At 40.7% G+C, this 15,758-nt stretch carries 8 protein-coding genes; 7 read left to right on the forward strand and 1 reads right to left on the reverse strand.

Annotated elements, in window-relative coordinates; all coding sequences use genetic code 11:
* Positions 1 to 35 precede the first annotated feature (35 nt).
* The gene (locus tag DWW91_RS20635) at positions 36 to 4,064 is read right to left on the reverse strand and encodes a hybrid sensor histidine kinase/response regulator transcription factor (RefSeq protein ID WP_046146237.1); all 4,029 of its coding nucleotides are present in this window, start codon (positions 4,062 to 4,064) and stop codon (positions 36 to 38) included.
* Between the two features lie 616 nt (positions 4,065 to 4,680).
* On the opposite strand from DWW91_RS20635, the gene DWW91_RS20640 reads away from it, so the two are divergent.
* From DWW91_RS20640 to DWW91_RS20670, 7 genes are all read left to right on the forward strand, one after another.
* Positions 4,681 to 7,752, forward strand: coding sequence for a TonB-dependent receptor (locus DWW91_RS20640; RefSeq protein ID WP_046146238.1), 3,072 nt, complete (start codon positions 4,681 to 4,683; stop codon positions 7,750 to 7,752).
* Positions 7,753 to 7,765: 13 nt separating this feature from the next.
* Positions 7,766 to 9,430: a RagB/SusD family nutrient uptake outer membrane protein gene (locus tag DWW91_RS20645; protein ID WP_046146239.1), complete on the forward strand. Its 1,665-nt coding sequence runs from the start codon at positions 7,766 to 7,768 to the stop codon at positions 9,428 to 9,430.
* Between the two features lie 83 nt (positions 9,431 to 9,513).
* Complete coding sequence (locus tag DWW91_RS20650) at positions 9,514 to 10,374, forward strand: T9SS type A sorting domain-containing protein (RefSeq protein ID WP_122328806.1); 861 nt, start codon at positions 9,514 to 9,516, stop codon at positions 10,372 to 10,374.
* Between the two features lie 57 nt (positions 10,375 to 10,431).
* A complete protein-coding gene (locus tag DWW91_RS20655) occupies positions 10,432 to 11,199 on the forward strand; it encodes a DNA-binding domain-containing protein (protein WP_046146241.1) in 768 nt (255 codons plus the stop codon).
* A 170-nt stretch (positions 11,200 to 11,369) separates the two neighbouring features.
* The gene (locus tag DWW91_RS20660; protein WP_052716698.1) at positions 11,370 to 13,001 is read left to right on the forward strand and encodes a TlpA disulfide reductase family protein; all 1,632 of its coding nucleotides are present in this window, start codon (positions 11,370 to 11,372) and stop codon (positions 12,999 to 13,001) included.
* Positions 13,002 to 13,007: 6 nt separating this feature from the next.
* Positions 13,008 to 14,177: a 6-bladed beta-propeller gene (locus DWW91_RS20665; protein ID WP_046146242.1), complete on the forward strand. Its 1,170-nt coding sequence runs from the start codon at positions 13,008 to 13,010 to the stop codon at positions 14,175 to 14,177.
* Between the two features lie 52 nt (positions 14,178 to 14,229).
* The gene (locus DWW91_RS20670; protein WP_122328807.1) at positions 14,230 to 15,741 is read left to right on the forward strand and encodes a hypothetical protein; all 1,512 of its coding nucleotides are present in this window, start codon (positions 14,230 to 14,232) and stop codon (positions 15,739 to 15,741) included.
* Positions 15,742 to 15,758 lie beyond the last annotated feature (17 nt).

Genomic DNA, 15,758 nt, shown 5'->3' on the forward strand with positions numbered 1-15,758 from the left:
GGGCTTAAAATCAATATCAGAAAAAGTCTCCCAGGTTATTTCCCGGGGAGGCTTTTTTTGTTTTCAATATATTGGCTGGGGGATTCTCCAAATTGTTTTTTGAAACATTCCCTGAAATACTTCGGAGAAGTGAATCCTGTTTGATAAGCAATTTCAGTGATGTTTAAATCACTTTTCAATAAAAGTTTGGCTGCTTGGTTTAAACGGATGTCACGAATGAAATCGTTTGGAGTTTTTCCGGTAAGATTTTTTAGTTTTTTGAAAAATGGACTTCGGCTCATGCCTGCATTTTTAGATAGGTCATCTACTTTTAAATCCGGATTGGATACATTTGCTTTTATGAATTCGATGATTTCCAGTAGAAAGGTTGCATCTTTATCTTCTGTTACAAATTCTTCCGGTTCTAGAGCGGACAATGTTGCATAGCGGCGGGATATAAGCTCCCTACTTTTTAATACGTTCTTGATTTTTGTTTTTAAAATTTCCGGATTGAACGGTTTGGTGATATAATCATCAGCACCGACTGTCAGGCCTTCTATCTGGTCGGTTTCTGAACTCAAAGCTGTTATCATAATGAAAGGGATGTGGCAAGTTTGTATGTCCTGTTTGATTTGTACACAAAGTTGCTTTCCATCTATTTCTGGCATCAGAATATCGGAAATAATAATATCCGGACTGTCTTTTCGCGCTATATCCAGTGCTATGGCTCCATTTTCCGCTTCTATTACGTTATACTTATTATTCAGAATACTCTTAATAAATTCCCGGAGATCATGGTTGTCTTCTGCTATCAATATGGTTGGGAAACTTGAATTGGTTTCCTGAATATCCTGTTCGTTCAGCATTTTCGTTAGATATGCCCGGTCTTTTTCTTTATTAGGTCGATTGTTCTTCTCAACTGTCGGGATAATTATTACTTCATTTGTTGTTGCATTTTTATAAGGGATGTGAATGGTGAATATTGTACCTTTATTCACTTCGCTTTCCATATCGATACTTCCATGATGTAACTCTACCAGACTCTTCACTAATGACAGGCCGATACCGGTACCATTAGGTATATCTCCGTCTAACTGGTAGAAGCGATCGAATATAACCTTTTGCTTATTAACGGGAATTCCTTTCCCTGTGTCTTTTACCGAGAGGCTTAATAAATTACCTTTTTCCAGTGTAACACAAACTTCTACTGTCCCATTTTCAGGAGTATATTTTATGGCGTTTGAAATTAAATTGTATAGTATTTTTTCTATAATATTGGGATCGATAGAGCAGACAAAATCATCTTTGTCGGCATGAAAGATGAGTGTAATATTTTTCTCTCCGGCTAAAGGCTGGAAGTATGCAACACCGTGTTTAATGGAAGATATAATGTCTATATTAATCGGATTAAAGGTGAAGCAACCGGACTCTACTTTTGAAAAATCCAGAAGCCTGTTCACTAAGTCCAGTAGTTTATAAGCATTGTTTTTTATTGTAGTGAGATAATTCTCTCGGAGGGAAACTCTGCCTTTAGTATTACTTATGGCTTCCAAAGGGCTGATAATAAGCGTTAATGGCGTTCTGAATTCGTGGGTGATATTGGAAAAGAACTGTGATTTTAACTGGTTTAATTTTTCTAGTTGTGCCCGTTCGAACTGTTCCCTGTTAAGCTGATTTTGCATTTTCAACCGATTAGTATAAATTCTGATTGAAATAAAAATAATACCTCCGATTATTATTGTATAGATAAAATAAGCCCATGTTGTTCGCCACCAGGGAGGAAGTATCGTTATTTTCAGAGAGGCTCCTTTTTCGTTCCAGACACCGTCGTTGTTGGAGGCTTTAACCCGGAACAGGTAAGTTCCGGGGTTTAAATTCGTATAGGTTGCCATGTGTTGTGTCCCGACATAGTGCCAGTTATTGTCGTAATTTTCTAATTTATAGGCGTATTGGTTTTTAGGTGTGTTTGTATAGTTGAGTGCAACGAAGTCTATGCTGAAAATAGACTGTTTAAACGGGATTGTTATCTCTTTGTTTGAAGGGACAGGGATACGTGATATATCCCCATTTGTTTTATTTTGGGGGGAATCATCATATAACCGGTAGTGAGTAATGATAACCCCAGGGGCATAAGGATTCATTTTTATTTGATCCGGACGGAAACAGTATATTCCGTCTACACAACCAAAGAAGAAAGTTCCGTCGGCACCTTTTTCGAAACTCATATCATTGAATTCAGTTCCGACAATTCCATCTTTTAGTCCGAAGTTTATGAATTGGTAAGAAGACAGATTCAGGCAACTGAGTCCGCGATCGGTCGATATCCAGAGTTTATTATTCGGTTCGTCATACAATAAGCCTTTGATACTTTCGCTTGGCAGTCCGTCTTCCACCTGAAATATTCGATGTTTTTGTTCTTTGTGTGAATATTTGATGAGCCCTTGCCGTGTTCCAAGCCAAAGCGTATCTTGGATTGGGCAGATCGGGATAATTGTGTTTGCCAGTGAATAGGGTTGTTCTTGGTTGGCGAGAAAATTTCTTGTAAAAGAATCCTCTTCCGGATCGTATAAATATAGTCCACAGTTTGTTGCTACCCAGAGTTGGTGGTTGTCGTCTTCGATAACCGAGGTTATCAGATCGGGATAAATGTATTTTTTTAGTTCTTTCGTATTCCCGGGGAGAGTATGTAACTTCGGATCGTAGCAGAACAGTCCGCTGTTATCTGTTCCTATCCATATTCTGTGTTGAGAATCTTCATACAAAGATTTGATTGAGCTTGATGGGGATAAGCTCTTTTCTATTAGTTTGTTTATTGGTTCGGTTAAGTTTCTGGGACCGGATATGATTAGCGATTTTTTGTAAGTGCCCAGCCACAATAAACCCCGGCTATCTTTCAGAATGGTATTGATTGTTGTTTCGCTTAGTTGAGGGGCTATTTGGTTTATAGCAGTATTGTCAATTTTATAAGTTCTGCTATCCAGCGAATAGACTCCTTTTGTATTTAATCCGGCTAATATTGATTGATTATCCAATGTCTCCAATGCAAAAACACAATGGATAGTAGAAGGCGTATTATACTTGGGTGAAAGCGACAAGTGTACAAACCTGTTCCGGTTCGGATCAAATTTATTTATTCCACCATTGATCGTTCCTATCCATATTGTTTGTGTGGAATCTACATATAATGAAGTGATTCCTTCCGAATTGAGATTTACATTTTTGTGTGTATTGTTTATATATTGAAATTCGTCAGTATATATATTGTAGCAAGCAAGACCATCTTCTTCGGTTCCTAACAAGGCAAAAGTATCTTTATAAAAATGAATGTCCAGAATGGTCTGTCCGGATAGTTTGTTAAGGTTTTTCCCGTATAGATAAAAGCCGTGACTTTGTGTACCTATCCAAAAATTTCCTTTTGGATCAGTAGCAATGGTTGTGACTGTCTCAGAATTGAATGTTGAGTCGATTGCAGTTTGATAAAAGGTTTCTTCGATAGGATCGAAGTGTATGATACCCTTATTTCTTCCTCTTATCAGTAAAGAACTTTTGTCCTGCTCAATAGCCTTGATTCCCTGAGAAGCTCTATATATTTTGAGTCCTTCTGTGTTTAGGTCGAATGAAATCAGACACCCTTCTTCTGTTCCGATCCATAAAGTATTATTTCTGTCCTCAAAAAGAGAGGAGATGTTGTAGTTGGAATGTGGGCTATCCGTGGTTTCGAAGTTGAATTGTTCGAAACAGTCTTTTTCCGAAATGTATTTGCATAGGCCTGTATTTGTTCCGATCCAAAGATTGTCTTTTGAGTCCTGATATATGTAGGAGATGTAATTATTAGGAATTGATGTCGAATCATTTTGTATATGATTGTATATGGTCATTTCGTAGCCATCGTATTTATTGAGTCCGTTTTTAGTGCCGATCCAAATGAGTCTGTCCTTATCCTGCTTAATATCTGTGATATAGTTTTGGGATAATCCATCGGCTATTGTTATGTGTTCAAACCAGAAATCTGGAAAGTTTATTCCGCTTACCTGGAAAACAAAGAAAAGGATTGATAATATTATCAAATTTGTAATTCGTATCATCTTTATAATTTTGAGCCTTAGTACTAGGAGAACTATGTTATCAAAATTCATTTTTCAGACCAGTCAATAAGTTTATTCCTATGGATAGTCGTCTTGGAAAAGGCTTGTTTTTCTTTATAACTACTCCAGATTTAACCTAAAGTTCATTTGTGCATATATGTTATATAATATATACAATCTATAACATATTTGTATCACGTCTTTTAGATAGAACTATAGGGTATTATTAGAAAAATGAATAAAAATACGTTATATTTGCCCATATTAACATAGTTCTCCTAGGACTATAGTATTATTATGTATTTTGCTAATGCCTTGTTAATTATTTGTTTATGATCGGCTTAGTACAATCTTATCCCTATAAAAACCAATTTTTATCCCTTCAAGTACAATATTATCTTCTGTTAAATCTGATTTGCTCCTATTGAATTTTGTGGTAACTGTAATTTCGCCCTCAGTAATGTTAATCTAAATTAAAGAAAGGAGGGCTATTAGGAGATAGTAAAAATTATCACAGTTCAAACAGGGTTATAAGAACAGTCGTTAATCTACGAATAAATTATGACCCTTTGCTACAAACAGAAAATGAATTTAATCAACTATTAATAATAACATTATGAAGAACACAGGTTTTTATCTGTTATCTAATCAAAAAGTTTTAAAGCGTTCGCTTTTATTTGTTTCGCTGAGCAGTGCTTTGATGGGAGGAGGACCTAGTTTATGGGCTGCCGGTTCACCTGAAAACGACAATCTGGTCGTAGAAAAGTATGCCGCTAAACAGCCCGGGGTAGATCTTCTCGCTGACGATAGGGAATGGACTATCCAGGGGCAGGTTGTAGAAAATGTAGAACCACCGGTTCCATTGGCAGGTGTGAATGTTGTGATCAAAGGTACAACCATAGGTACGGTGACCGACATTAATGGATATTTTAATATTAAAGCTAAACGAGGTGACATATTGGTATTCAAATACATCGGTTTTAAAGATTATGAACATGTCGTTTCACGTGCTATCAGTAACTTGACAGTTTCTTTGAGTTCCGACTCTGAAGAAATTGATGAAATCATCGTTACTGGTTTCTCGTCGGAAAAGAGAATGAACTCAGTTTCCGCTGTGTCTACACTGGACGTTACGAAGAACATGGCGACGAAACCCATCACTTCTTTATCACAATCTTTGCAGGGAGGTATTACCGGTTTGAACGTATCGCAAAGTTCCGGTCTACCGGGTGCCGATGCTGCAACTATTAAGATTCGTGGTATATCTTCATTGATGACGAATAACGATCCTTTGGTGTTGGTAGATGGTATTCCGATGGATATGAACCAACTGGATCCGAATACGATTGAAAGTGTTACTGTTTTGAAAGACGCTGCCGCATCTGCTATTTATGGTGCTCGTGCTGCCAATGGTGTAATTGTGGTTAAGACCAAACGTGGTTTGCCGGGAAAAGTAAATGTTTCTTATAATGGATATGTAGGTATTCAACAGGCTACTTATTTGCCGAAAATGGTAGATGCCGCTACTTTTATGGAAATGTCGAATGTGGCTAACCAAAATATCGGTGGTGACCCGACGTATTCACAAGAAGCTATCGATGCTACTCGTAACCAAACGGATCCGATTAAGTATCCGAATATGGACTGGATGGATTTCTTGTTTAAAAACGGTTTGATCCATAGTCACTCTGTGGGTATTTCTGGAGGTAGTAACCTGGCGCGTTTCGCTTTGACTGTAAACTATTTGAACAACGAAGGTTTGATAGAAAAGTCTAAATTTGACCGTTTGAATATCCGTGCTAACACGACTGTCAACTTGTTGGATAACCTGTCTGTTGATATGGACTTCAATTCATACCGTACCAACAAGTATGAACCGATGTATCGAGATGAATCTTATACGAAAGATATTATTCAGTATGCTTATAGAACTCCGCCAACGATCATAGGCAGATATCCAATGAAAGAAGGTAGTGATATTGTTTACTATGGTAATCGCCCGGAACAACGAAACCCGGCTGCTATGTTAGATCGTGGCGGCGAATTCAAAGCATTGGAAGATAATATTAGTATTAATTTAGCACCGCGTTATGAAGTATTACCTAAGTTGATCTTGCGGGGTCAGTATTCCTATCGTATCAGTAGTACCGCAAATAACAGAAGAAGACGTTCTTACAATTTTTTTGATTATGAAACGGGTGCCCTTTTGCAAACATGGGGAGCTATTAATGCAGCTGGAAAAGATAGAACCAGTTATTACTATATCGGTGGAACGGCTGAATATACATTTGAAAAAGACAAACATCGTTTGTTTGCCATCGGTGGTTATAATCAGGAGTTGACGAATAAAGGTGACTGGGATCAGTGGTCAATGGTATCAATGTTTGCAAAAGCTAATTATACATTTAATGATCGTTATCTGATTGAAGGTACTGTGCGTCGTGACGGTTCTTCTCGTTTTGGTAAAGGGCACAAGTTTGGTGTATTCCCCTCTGTCGGTTTGGGATGGAACTTGCATGAAGAAAACTTCATGAAGAACAATTTGAAGTTTGTAAATAACTTCAAAGTCAGGGGGTCATTTGGATCATTAGGTAATGAGAACATTGATAAATTGTATAAGTATCAAAGCTTGATTTCTTCAGGAGATGGAACGGAAACAGTCTATGGTAACCCTAATTTGACATGGGAAACCGTTCAGATGTTGAATGTAGGTGCTGATATTCGTTTGTTTAAAGATTTGGATATCACGATCGATTATTATAACAAATTGACTAAAGACTTGATTCTCGAACCGCCTATCTCTTTTATCGGTGGTTCCGGCACTGTGTTCTTGAATTCGGGTGAGTTGAGAAATAAAGGTTGGGAAATCGATGTGAATTATGGTAAACAATTGACTAAAGATTTTGGATTTAATATCCATGGTGGTTTGAGCCACAATGAAAACAAAATTGAAAGCTTGTTTGGTGGCCCCTATTATAATGGCGGATCAATCAATAAAGAAGGATATGCATTGAATAGCCATCTTGTTTATCCGACTGCTGGTTTATTGCAGGAAAGTGACTTTACGAAAGATGCTTCCGGGAAATGGATTCCTAAAGAAGGCGTTGTTATTTGGGACGGTCAGCAGCCGGGTGATATCCATTACCTCGATACGGATAACGATGGTAAAATTACCGCCGACGACCGTGTGATCCGTGGGGATAGCCAACCTTCATTGAACTATTTTGCTAACGTTTCATTGGATTGGAAAAAATGGAACTTAGAAGTTTTATTCCAGGGGGTAACGGGAGTTGATGCTTATTATTCACAACCTTACTCATTTGGTTTGGATATTACCGGTGACGGTATGGTCCCTTTGTCAGCACAGACTGATTATTGGACACCGACCAATACGGGTGCGCGCTATCCACGTTTGGCTCCGAATGCTACGTATGGTAATAATGCACACCAGTCTGATTTTTGGTTCTTCGATGCCGGTTATTGCCGTGTGAAATATATTCAGTTGGGATATACGTTTGATCAGCTCGGATTAAAGAAATTAGGAGTATCCAGCATCCGCGTGTATGTGAATGCTCAAAATCCGTTCACATTTGCCAAAGACGATTTGGTAGATCCGGAAAGTAGAGGCCAGATGGGAGAGTATCCGTTGGTGAAGACCTATTCTTTTGGTGTTAATTTGAATTTCTAAATAAGATTGTATCATGGAATTAAAAAATATTTTCAGTAAAAAGGTTTTAACCTTACTTTCTGCGTCTATTCTTTTCTGTGGTTGTGAAGATTTCTTGACGCGAGATCATCCAACAGCGATAACGGATGAAGACTTCTGGGGAACCGTCGGCGAATGTAATGCTGCATTGTCTTCTTGTAAGTATTGGCCACGGGGTACCTATCACTACGATGCACCTTATTTCTCACTGGTTCACTTGGAAGGGGCTACCGACAATATGTATTGGTCGGGTAACTTCAAGGGGGAAATTGCCAACTTAGGAAATGGTTCGGCTACTACCACTACAGGTGGGTATATGAATGATTTGTGGACGCAATACTATATGCGTATTCGTCGTTGCAACCGTTTCTTGGATCATGTGGATGCTGCTTATTTTGTAGACGAAAAAGAACGGGAGAGAATGATTGCAGAAGCACGTGTTTGGCGTGTTTGGTATCATATCCAGTTGTTGATGTATTATGGAATGAACGATGGTATTCCAATTCAGGATAAAGTCTTGAATGGCGATGAAATCTATAAAAGCCGCAATACGATTGATGAATGTTTAAACTTTATCAATAGTGAATTGGATGCGGTGATTGCCATCCAAGATACGGAGAATAAAGTTTTTCCATTTGTGTGGGATAGAGACCGTCGCGATCGTATGTGTAAAGCATACGCATTGATGTTGAAGATGGATGTGAATTTGCAATTCAAACGCTATGATGTGGTTAAAGCAGCAGCTAAGACATTCATCGAACATCCGGATAATAGTTTTGAGTTGTATTACTCTGCTGAAACAGATGATGATCCGGGTAAGAACTATCGCGATATGTTCCGTTATAAGGGACAAGACAATAAAGAACGTATCATGTATGTTGGAAGCGGTTGTTCGGAAGCTTGGTTCCGTAATGCTCCGCAGAGTTTGGGAGGACAGGGGGCTGCCAGTGTTTTGAGATCGTTGGTAGATGAATATGAAACGGCTGATGGTGTCGCTTTGAAAGACCTGCCTGCTGCAGAGCGTGAAAAGTTGCAAAAGGATCCATTGGCGGTAGCACGCGACCCGCGTTTGTATGAAACTGTAGTTTTACCGGGTGATAATAGTTCTTTCATAGATTATGTATATGAACCGTTCAAAGACGGTGCCGACCAAGTTGGAAAAGTGGGTGCATCTCGTACTGGTTATTGGGCTAAGAAGTATTTGAACGAAGAAGACCGATCTAATAATGGTAATGGTAGCTTATATTTCCCGCTATACCGTTATGCAGAAGTCTTGTTGGATTATGTAGAATCTTTGGTTGAAACAGGCGATTGGCAGAATCCGGATGTTGAGAAATACATCAATATGATTCGTAATCGTGCCGGTATGCCGAATATGGACAAAGCGGTTTATAATACACAGGAAAAGGTGCGTGAACTGTATCGTCGCGAACGTCGTGTTGAGTTTGCTTTCGAAGGAAAACGCTACTTCGACATCCGTCGTTGGGGTATTGGTAATGAAACCATGAATGGCTCAGCTTTGGGTGCTTGGAACCCGACAACCAATGCGTATGTTCAGGTTGAAAACCGTGCTTGCACATTCCCGAAATACAATGCTTGGCCTATCCCTCAAACCGAGGAAACGGCTAATCCGAATATTGAGCAGCCGACAGGGTGGTAAATAAACTCAAAACAGTGTATCAAAATTCCGTTTATGGAGTTTTGATACACTCCTATTAATTTTAATAGTATAAATTTTAAAATATGAAAGCCATGAAAACTGTATTCTCCTTATTATCTTGTTGCCTATTCTTTATGGCACAAACTATTAATGCACAGCTAGCTGAAGAATTAAAGAAAGATTTAGAAATTGCATTTGCTCATTATGGAAGTCCTCCTTCTCATATTAGTACATTGGATTTCTGTGAACTTGAAATACGAAGTAAAAGTGGACAACATTCCGTTAAGGTTGGACGATGGTATGGAGATTTTCATGCTATGCAAGAGGGTTGTTTTACCAATAGTGTGAAAGGTCGTTTTTTAAAAACAGGAACATGTACCGTTTATGCGGATTGTGGTTCTGTGGCTATCTCACGAACATTTGAAATATCCGATCCGTATCTGACAAGTAACAGTACAATTTTGTCTTATGGAAAGGAAGCAACGGTAGAAGTAACTAATCTCCCACGGGAAAAAGTGATCATAAACTGGCTTGTTTCTGATGGCTTGGAAATCGTTTCCGGACAAGGAACGACAAAAGCGGTATTTACCACCAAAAAGAATGTTTCCTCCTATGAATATATTGTAGCCAATGTACAATCAGAAGTGTGGATAGTTTCTTTAAGAAATAACGTGAATGTGATAGAGAGACCTCAATCTGACGAAATCCAAGTAGCACGAACCTCATCCAATAGTTTTATTCTGAATGTTGATCAAGAACCGGTATCTTCTTCTCCTTTGAAATATGAATTGTATGACCAGATGAGAGGCTCTTTAATGAGAAAAGGCATGGTTGAATCTAAATCCGGAGTTCTAAACTTTGAAAATGTTCCCAAAGGAGTATATGTGTTGAAATTATATTTGGATGAGAAAAATATTCAAACTCGAAAGATCCTTATAAATTAGTTACATTAAAGAAATAACCTGACACAGCGCCGTTGTTGTGCCTTAAATTAACATATCATGAGTGCATTCACAAAATTCTGGAAAGTATGGTTGAACTTGAACCTGCTTACCAAAGACGTAGAGAACGATTACACAGCAGAAGTATCTACTGTAGGGAAAACATCACGCAACGAAGACATCGCGAAACAGATTATCGAGGAAGGTTCTGAGATAAAGTATGATACTTTATTGTCTGTCATCAACCAGCACGACCGTATTATCCGTGAATTGTTGCAAAACGGCACCAGCGTATTGACCGGGGTTGCCCAATATACACCGAGCGTATTGGGTGTGTGGAATAGTTCTACTGAGAAGTATAATCCCGAGAAGCACAAGGTTTCAGTCAGTATAAGCCCTTCAGCCGAGCTGCGGAAAGCTCTTTCGGTAGTTGGCTTGGAAGTGCTGGGCGTGAAAGACAGTACCGCGCGTATCGGTTTGGTGACTGATACGGTTACCGGCTTGACCGACGGTTCGATGACACCGGGCGACGATATCTTGATCTCCGGCGAAAAGATTCGGGTTGCCGGAGAAGCTGAAGGTGTCGGTGTATTCTTTATTGATTCGAAAGGCGTGGAAACGGCTGTGACCCGTCGCTTGACACAGAATGATCCGAAGACGGTGATTGCCCGTGTGCCAGCAGAATTGGCCGAAGGCACATATACGCTCCGTATTGTCACGCAGTATTCCAATAGTAATACCTTATTGAAGGCTCCGCGTGTGATTGAATACGAGCATGCTTTGCGCATTGGCAACGGTGGAGGCAGCGACCGTCCGGAGATCGAATAATTTGTTCGATCGACAGACGTACACCTGTTCGACTGACAGAGGCGTTTCTGTTTGATCGACAGGCGTACGTCTGTTCGGTTGATAGAGGATAGTAATCCGGTGATAAGGGTGTTGGATTATGGGAAACTTTTTAAGTGAACGAGAATTATAAAAATAGGAGGAATACAGGGATGAAGTTTTTCCAACATATAGTATTGGTTTTATTATTTGTTAATTTGGTTGCCTGTTCGGAGACAGGGCGTGTGATTGATTATCCGGTGGTGGAAAAGACGAATACAAACGCTTTGGAACTTTACCGGGTCGAAGTTTCCGATACGGCAACCATTTTACAGATGGCCTTGTATAATAGGCCAGGTGAGTTTGCGCTTCTTTCTTCTGAGGTGAGTTTGATGGGGAAAACGACTGGTAAGACGTATCGTTTGACGAATGTTTCCGGATGTGAGTTGGGAAAGAAGATAATAATGCCTGCTTCCGGATGCTGTTGGGTAACTTTGCAGTTTGAACCAGTATCGCCGAAAGATAAGTTTATCGACTTTATCTCTTTGAAGGATAATTGGGATCTCCGTTTGGAAGGGATTCATTTGAAACCGATCGAGCAACCACGTAATACGTTTGAATGTGTGCTGGAAGGCGAAGTAAAGGATTGGCCCGAATGTAGCCGTTTACTGCTGACGGAGGCCTGTAAGCAAGATGTTGCAAGGCAGTACTCCATACCGGTGGTTGATGGAAAATTCCGATATACGCTCCGTGACAGTGTAAACCGGCTTTATCAACTATGTTCCTGGCATGATTATATGAATAATGGTTTTTATCCGGTTGATTTTATCTCGGAGAAAGGGAAAACCCATTTCAAACTTTATAACGGGGATGCGGTTGAAACTTCCGGTATCCAATCGGATTCACCTTTGAACAAGGAATTACAGCATGTGAAGGAAGGTTCTATCATGGATCCGTTGTTTTCCAAACGAAGACAATTGATGCAGGATAAGCAATACTACTTGTCGGAGATTCATGCGTTGAAAGACAGGGTAGACCAGGAAAGCGACGAATCGATTCGTGAGCAATTGATGGAAGATGGAAGAGCCTATTTCGAGAAGGGAGATGGTATGACCGAACAGGCTCGGTCATTGGAGAAAGAGATTAACGAGAGCTTTCAGAAGGAGAAGGAACGAAACATAGCGTATATCCGTACGTATCCCACCCTTGTCGGGCTGTGCCTGTATAAATATTGGCTGTTTAGGGAAATAGGTATATTTAAATCTCAACCGTCCCTTTCCAATATACCGATGTTTGAAGAGATATTTGAAAATTTGTATAAAGAGCAGTATGCTTCTCATCCATATATTAAAGAGATAGGTAATAACTTGGCCGGTCTCCAATTAAAAAAGGGCGACCCTTTCGTTGACTTTGTGGCCCCCGACGTGGAGGGCAATTCTCATCGGTTGTCGGATTTGATACAGGGAAAGTATGCCTTGCTGGATCTGTGGTCTTCTTGGTGTAGTCCTTGCCGTGCTTACTCGAAACTGATTATCCCAACTTATGAAACCTATAAGGATAAAGGATTTACTGTTGTAGGAGTTGCTCGCGAAGCCAACAGTACAGGTCCCTTGGAAAAGGCGTTGCAGCAGGACCAATATCCTTGGATCAATTTGGTGGATCTGAATGGCCAGGTTGGTGTTTGGGAAATGTATGGAGAAACTGGTGCCGGTGGGCGTTTCCTGATAGATCCGGAGGGAAAGATTTTGGCATTGGATCCGTTACCGGAACAGGTGGAGAAGTTGTTGAAAGAACATATTCAGTAGTTTGTCATGAGAAAAAGTCTTGTATTAGGTTTGATGCTCTGCATACTGGGTGGTTGCAGCCATAAAAAAGAAAAGGCCGACCTGCCTGTTATAGCTCTCGATTGCAACCAGCTTTCCAGTATTCATGACTGGGGCGTATTGGATCGGTTGGAGATTGTCCGGCTGGATAGTGAGGAGGCTCTTTTCGGGGATATAGACAGGATTGTCAGATATAAAGACCGGATTTATTTGATGGATGCGAATAAGACACGCACTGTCTATATTTATGATCTTTCCGGAAAGTATATCAATAAGATTTCAAAGTATGGGCAAGGACCGGATGAGTATTTGCAATTGGCTGATTTATATATCGATCCGACAGATGCCAGTTTGAATGTGGCTACACGGATCGACCGGAAAATCATGAAGTTTGATTTGGATGGTAAACAGCTTCGGAAAGTGATCGGTACCCCTAAGGCTTTTACTCGGCTTACACAGTTCAAAGATCGTTATGTCGGGTATATGGGAAATTATATCCAGGATTGTGAAAATCCGTATAACGTGTGGGTTCTGTCTGAAAAGATGGAGACGAAGCAGAAGACTTTCATGATTCCCGCCTCATGGAATAGTTTCGACTTGGGCAGCCGATATCCGTTTTCTTCCTTTCAATCGGATTTTTATTATACGAAAGCATTGGACTATACGGTTTATCAAATGGATGAAGCGGATGGCAGTTTCTTCCCTAAATATCGGTTTGATTTGGGCGACAGGAGTTGGCCCGAAGATGCCAAAGAAGCTCAACCATACGAAGAACTGCGGAGGAGTAATCCGGTCTGTAAATATGTGGTTGGTTTCAGAGGGTTTCAGGAAACGGAACATTACTTGTTGGCTCCTTTCATCCTTGACGGGCAACAGGTCATGGGCGTTTACGACAAAAAGGAGGGTAAAAGCCGTGTCGTTTCTTTGGATACTTATACGGATGAGTATTTGATCAGTTTCGGTGAGGTGATCGGGATGGACGCTACAGCTATTTATTCGTTGGTGCCTGCCTGGTATTTGAAAGATCTTTGGGTGGGGCGGAATGAATATAATGATTTTGAGGCGAAGTATCCGGAACAGGTCAAGCGGTTACGGGAAAAGTTTGATTCGGTAGATGAAGAGGGTAATCCTTTTTTGTTGATTCATTATTTAAAATGAAGTGGAAAAATTATTAAAAGAACATTTGAATAAAACATTATAACGGATTTATATGAAGAAGAAAATTTTAAGTAGTTTGATTTCCGGGAAGTTATTGGCAGTGTTCTGTTTGCTGTCTTGTTCGGATAATAATAATCCGATTACGGAAGAACCGGATCCGGAAGAACCCGGGATAGAAGTGGTGGAGCCGGAGTTGTTCCGGGCAAATCGCATATTCATCAGGCATGGGCTGCAACTGCAATGCTGGGTGGCAACCGACAATTATGAATTAGGAGGGAAGGCCGGGCAACCTGCCTATAACCTGTCGATTCCGGATTGGAAGCTGACGGGGTTTACCGGGCCTACTTTCTATGGACCGCCCTTGATTAATACCTCTTATTTCAAGGAATTTCCTGATAGCCAGTGGGCAATAGCGAAAGCGCCTCATGCCGATCAGTTGAAGAAAGGGCCGACAGATTATGAAAAGAAGAACGGATTCCTTTCGGAAGACCAGTTGAAGTATTTGAATAACCTGACTACGATCTGTTTCGGGGACGAAGAACACTACTCGTTTGAGGTGGCGAAGTTTTTGAAAGAGTGGTATGATGTGGCACGTCGTTTGTATCCGGATGTCTTGGTTCATAATAATCAATATCCCAATCAGTGGACTCGGGAAAATCTGTTGACTTACATCAAACTTGCCAAGCCGGATTTGTTGACCTACGATTGGTATTATTTCCATACATGGGATAAGGATAATTATATAGGAGCCAAAGACATGGCCGGACATCTGGCCGAATACCGCGATCTGGCGTTAGGCGGATGGGAAGGCAACAAGAAAGATTATATGGCGTTCGGGCAATATTCGCAAGGGTATGTCAACGAAGGAACCTATAAACTGACCGAGTCGCAATTGCGCCTGTATTATTATATGACCTGGACGTTTGGCGGGAAGTGGCTGAACTGGTTCCGCTTTTTACAAGGGGATGGTTATGGCGGACAAACGGCACCGACCGACTGGTCACTGTTGCTGGAACAGGGGATGCCCGGGCATCCGACCAAACACATGGATTGGGTGAACCGTTGCAATCGCGAGAGCCTGCATATTGGCGATTATTTGGTGCGTTTGAAAACAACCGATGTCCGTTATGTGCCGGGTACCACCAAATATACGGAAGGCAAACCGGGGATGATTTCCGTTCTTAATCCGGAGGCTTCGTTCTTAAAAAAGGCTGAGGGCAGGATCGTGTCGGAGCCGGAGGAAGGTGCCGATTTGTATGTAGGTTTCTTTGATGTCATACCGAAGGAAGAGCAGGGCGACCCGGGCTTCTTCAAGGAAGGCGAAAAGACGTTTTTCATGGTCACCAACGGGTATGCTTCGAAGTTGGAGGAAGAGGCTGCTCCTTTGACTCAGCGTGTCCGGTTGGGTATAGACTTAGCTGAAGCCGGTGCCACAGGCTGTTGTTGGATAAATCCGGAGACAGGTAAAAAAGAACCACTGGAGGCTATAGGTAAAGAAGATGATACGACCTATTTTCAAGTGGATTTGCAGGGAGGGAGCGGAGCTTTATTTATGGTAGAATGAACAGATTGATAAAATAA

It is taken from the genome of Parabacteroides sp. AF17-3 (assembly GCF_003635445.1).
Classification (GTDB): Bacteria; Bacteroidota; Bacteroidia; order Bacteroidales; family Tannerellaceae; genus Parabacteroides; species Parabacteroides goldsteinii.

Coding starts and splice junctions, on each gene's coding strand:
- DWW91_RS20640 (WP_046146238.1), top strand. CDS start 4,681: ATGAAGAACACAGGTTTTTATCTGTTATCTAATCAAAAAGTTTTAAAG.
- DWW91_RS20650 (WP_122328806.1), top strand. CDS start 9,514: ATGAAAGCCATGAAAACTGTATTCTCCTTATTATCTTGTTGCCTATTC.
- DWW91_RS20655 (WP_046146241.1), top strand. CDS start 10,432: ATGAGTGCATTCACAAAATTCTGGAAAGTATGGTTGAACTTGAACCTG.
- DWW91_RS20665 (WP_046146242.1), top strand. CDS start 13,008: ATGAGAAAAAGTCTTGTATTAGGTTTGATGCTCTGCATACTGGGTGGT.
- DWW91_RS20635 (WP_046146237.1), bottom strand. CDS start 4,064: ATGATACGAATTACAAATTTGATAATATTATCAATCCTTTTCTTTGTT.
- DWW91_RS20645 (WP_046146239.1), top strand. CDS start 7,766: ATGGAATTAAAAAATATTTTCAGTAAAAAGGTTTTAACCTTACTTTCT.
- DWW91_RS20670 (WP_122328807.1), top strand. CDS start 14,230: ATGAAGAAGAAAATTTTAAGTAGTTTGATTTCCGGGAAGTTATTGGCA.
- DWW91_RS20660 (WP_052716698.1), top strand. CDS start 11,370: ATGAAGTTTTTCCAACATATAGTATTGGTTTTATTATTTGTTAATTTG.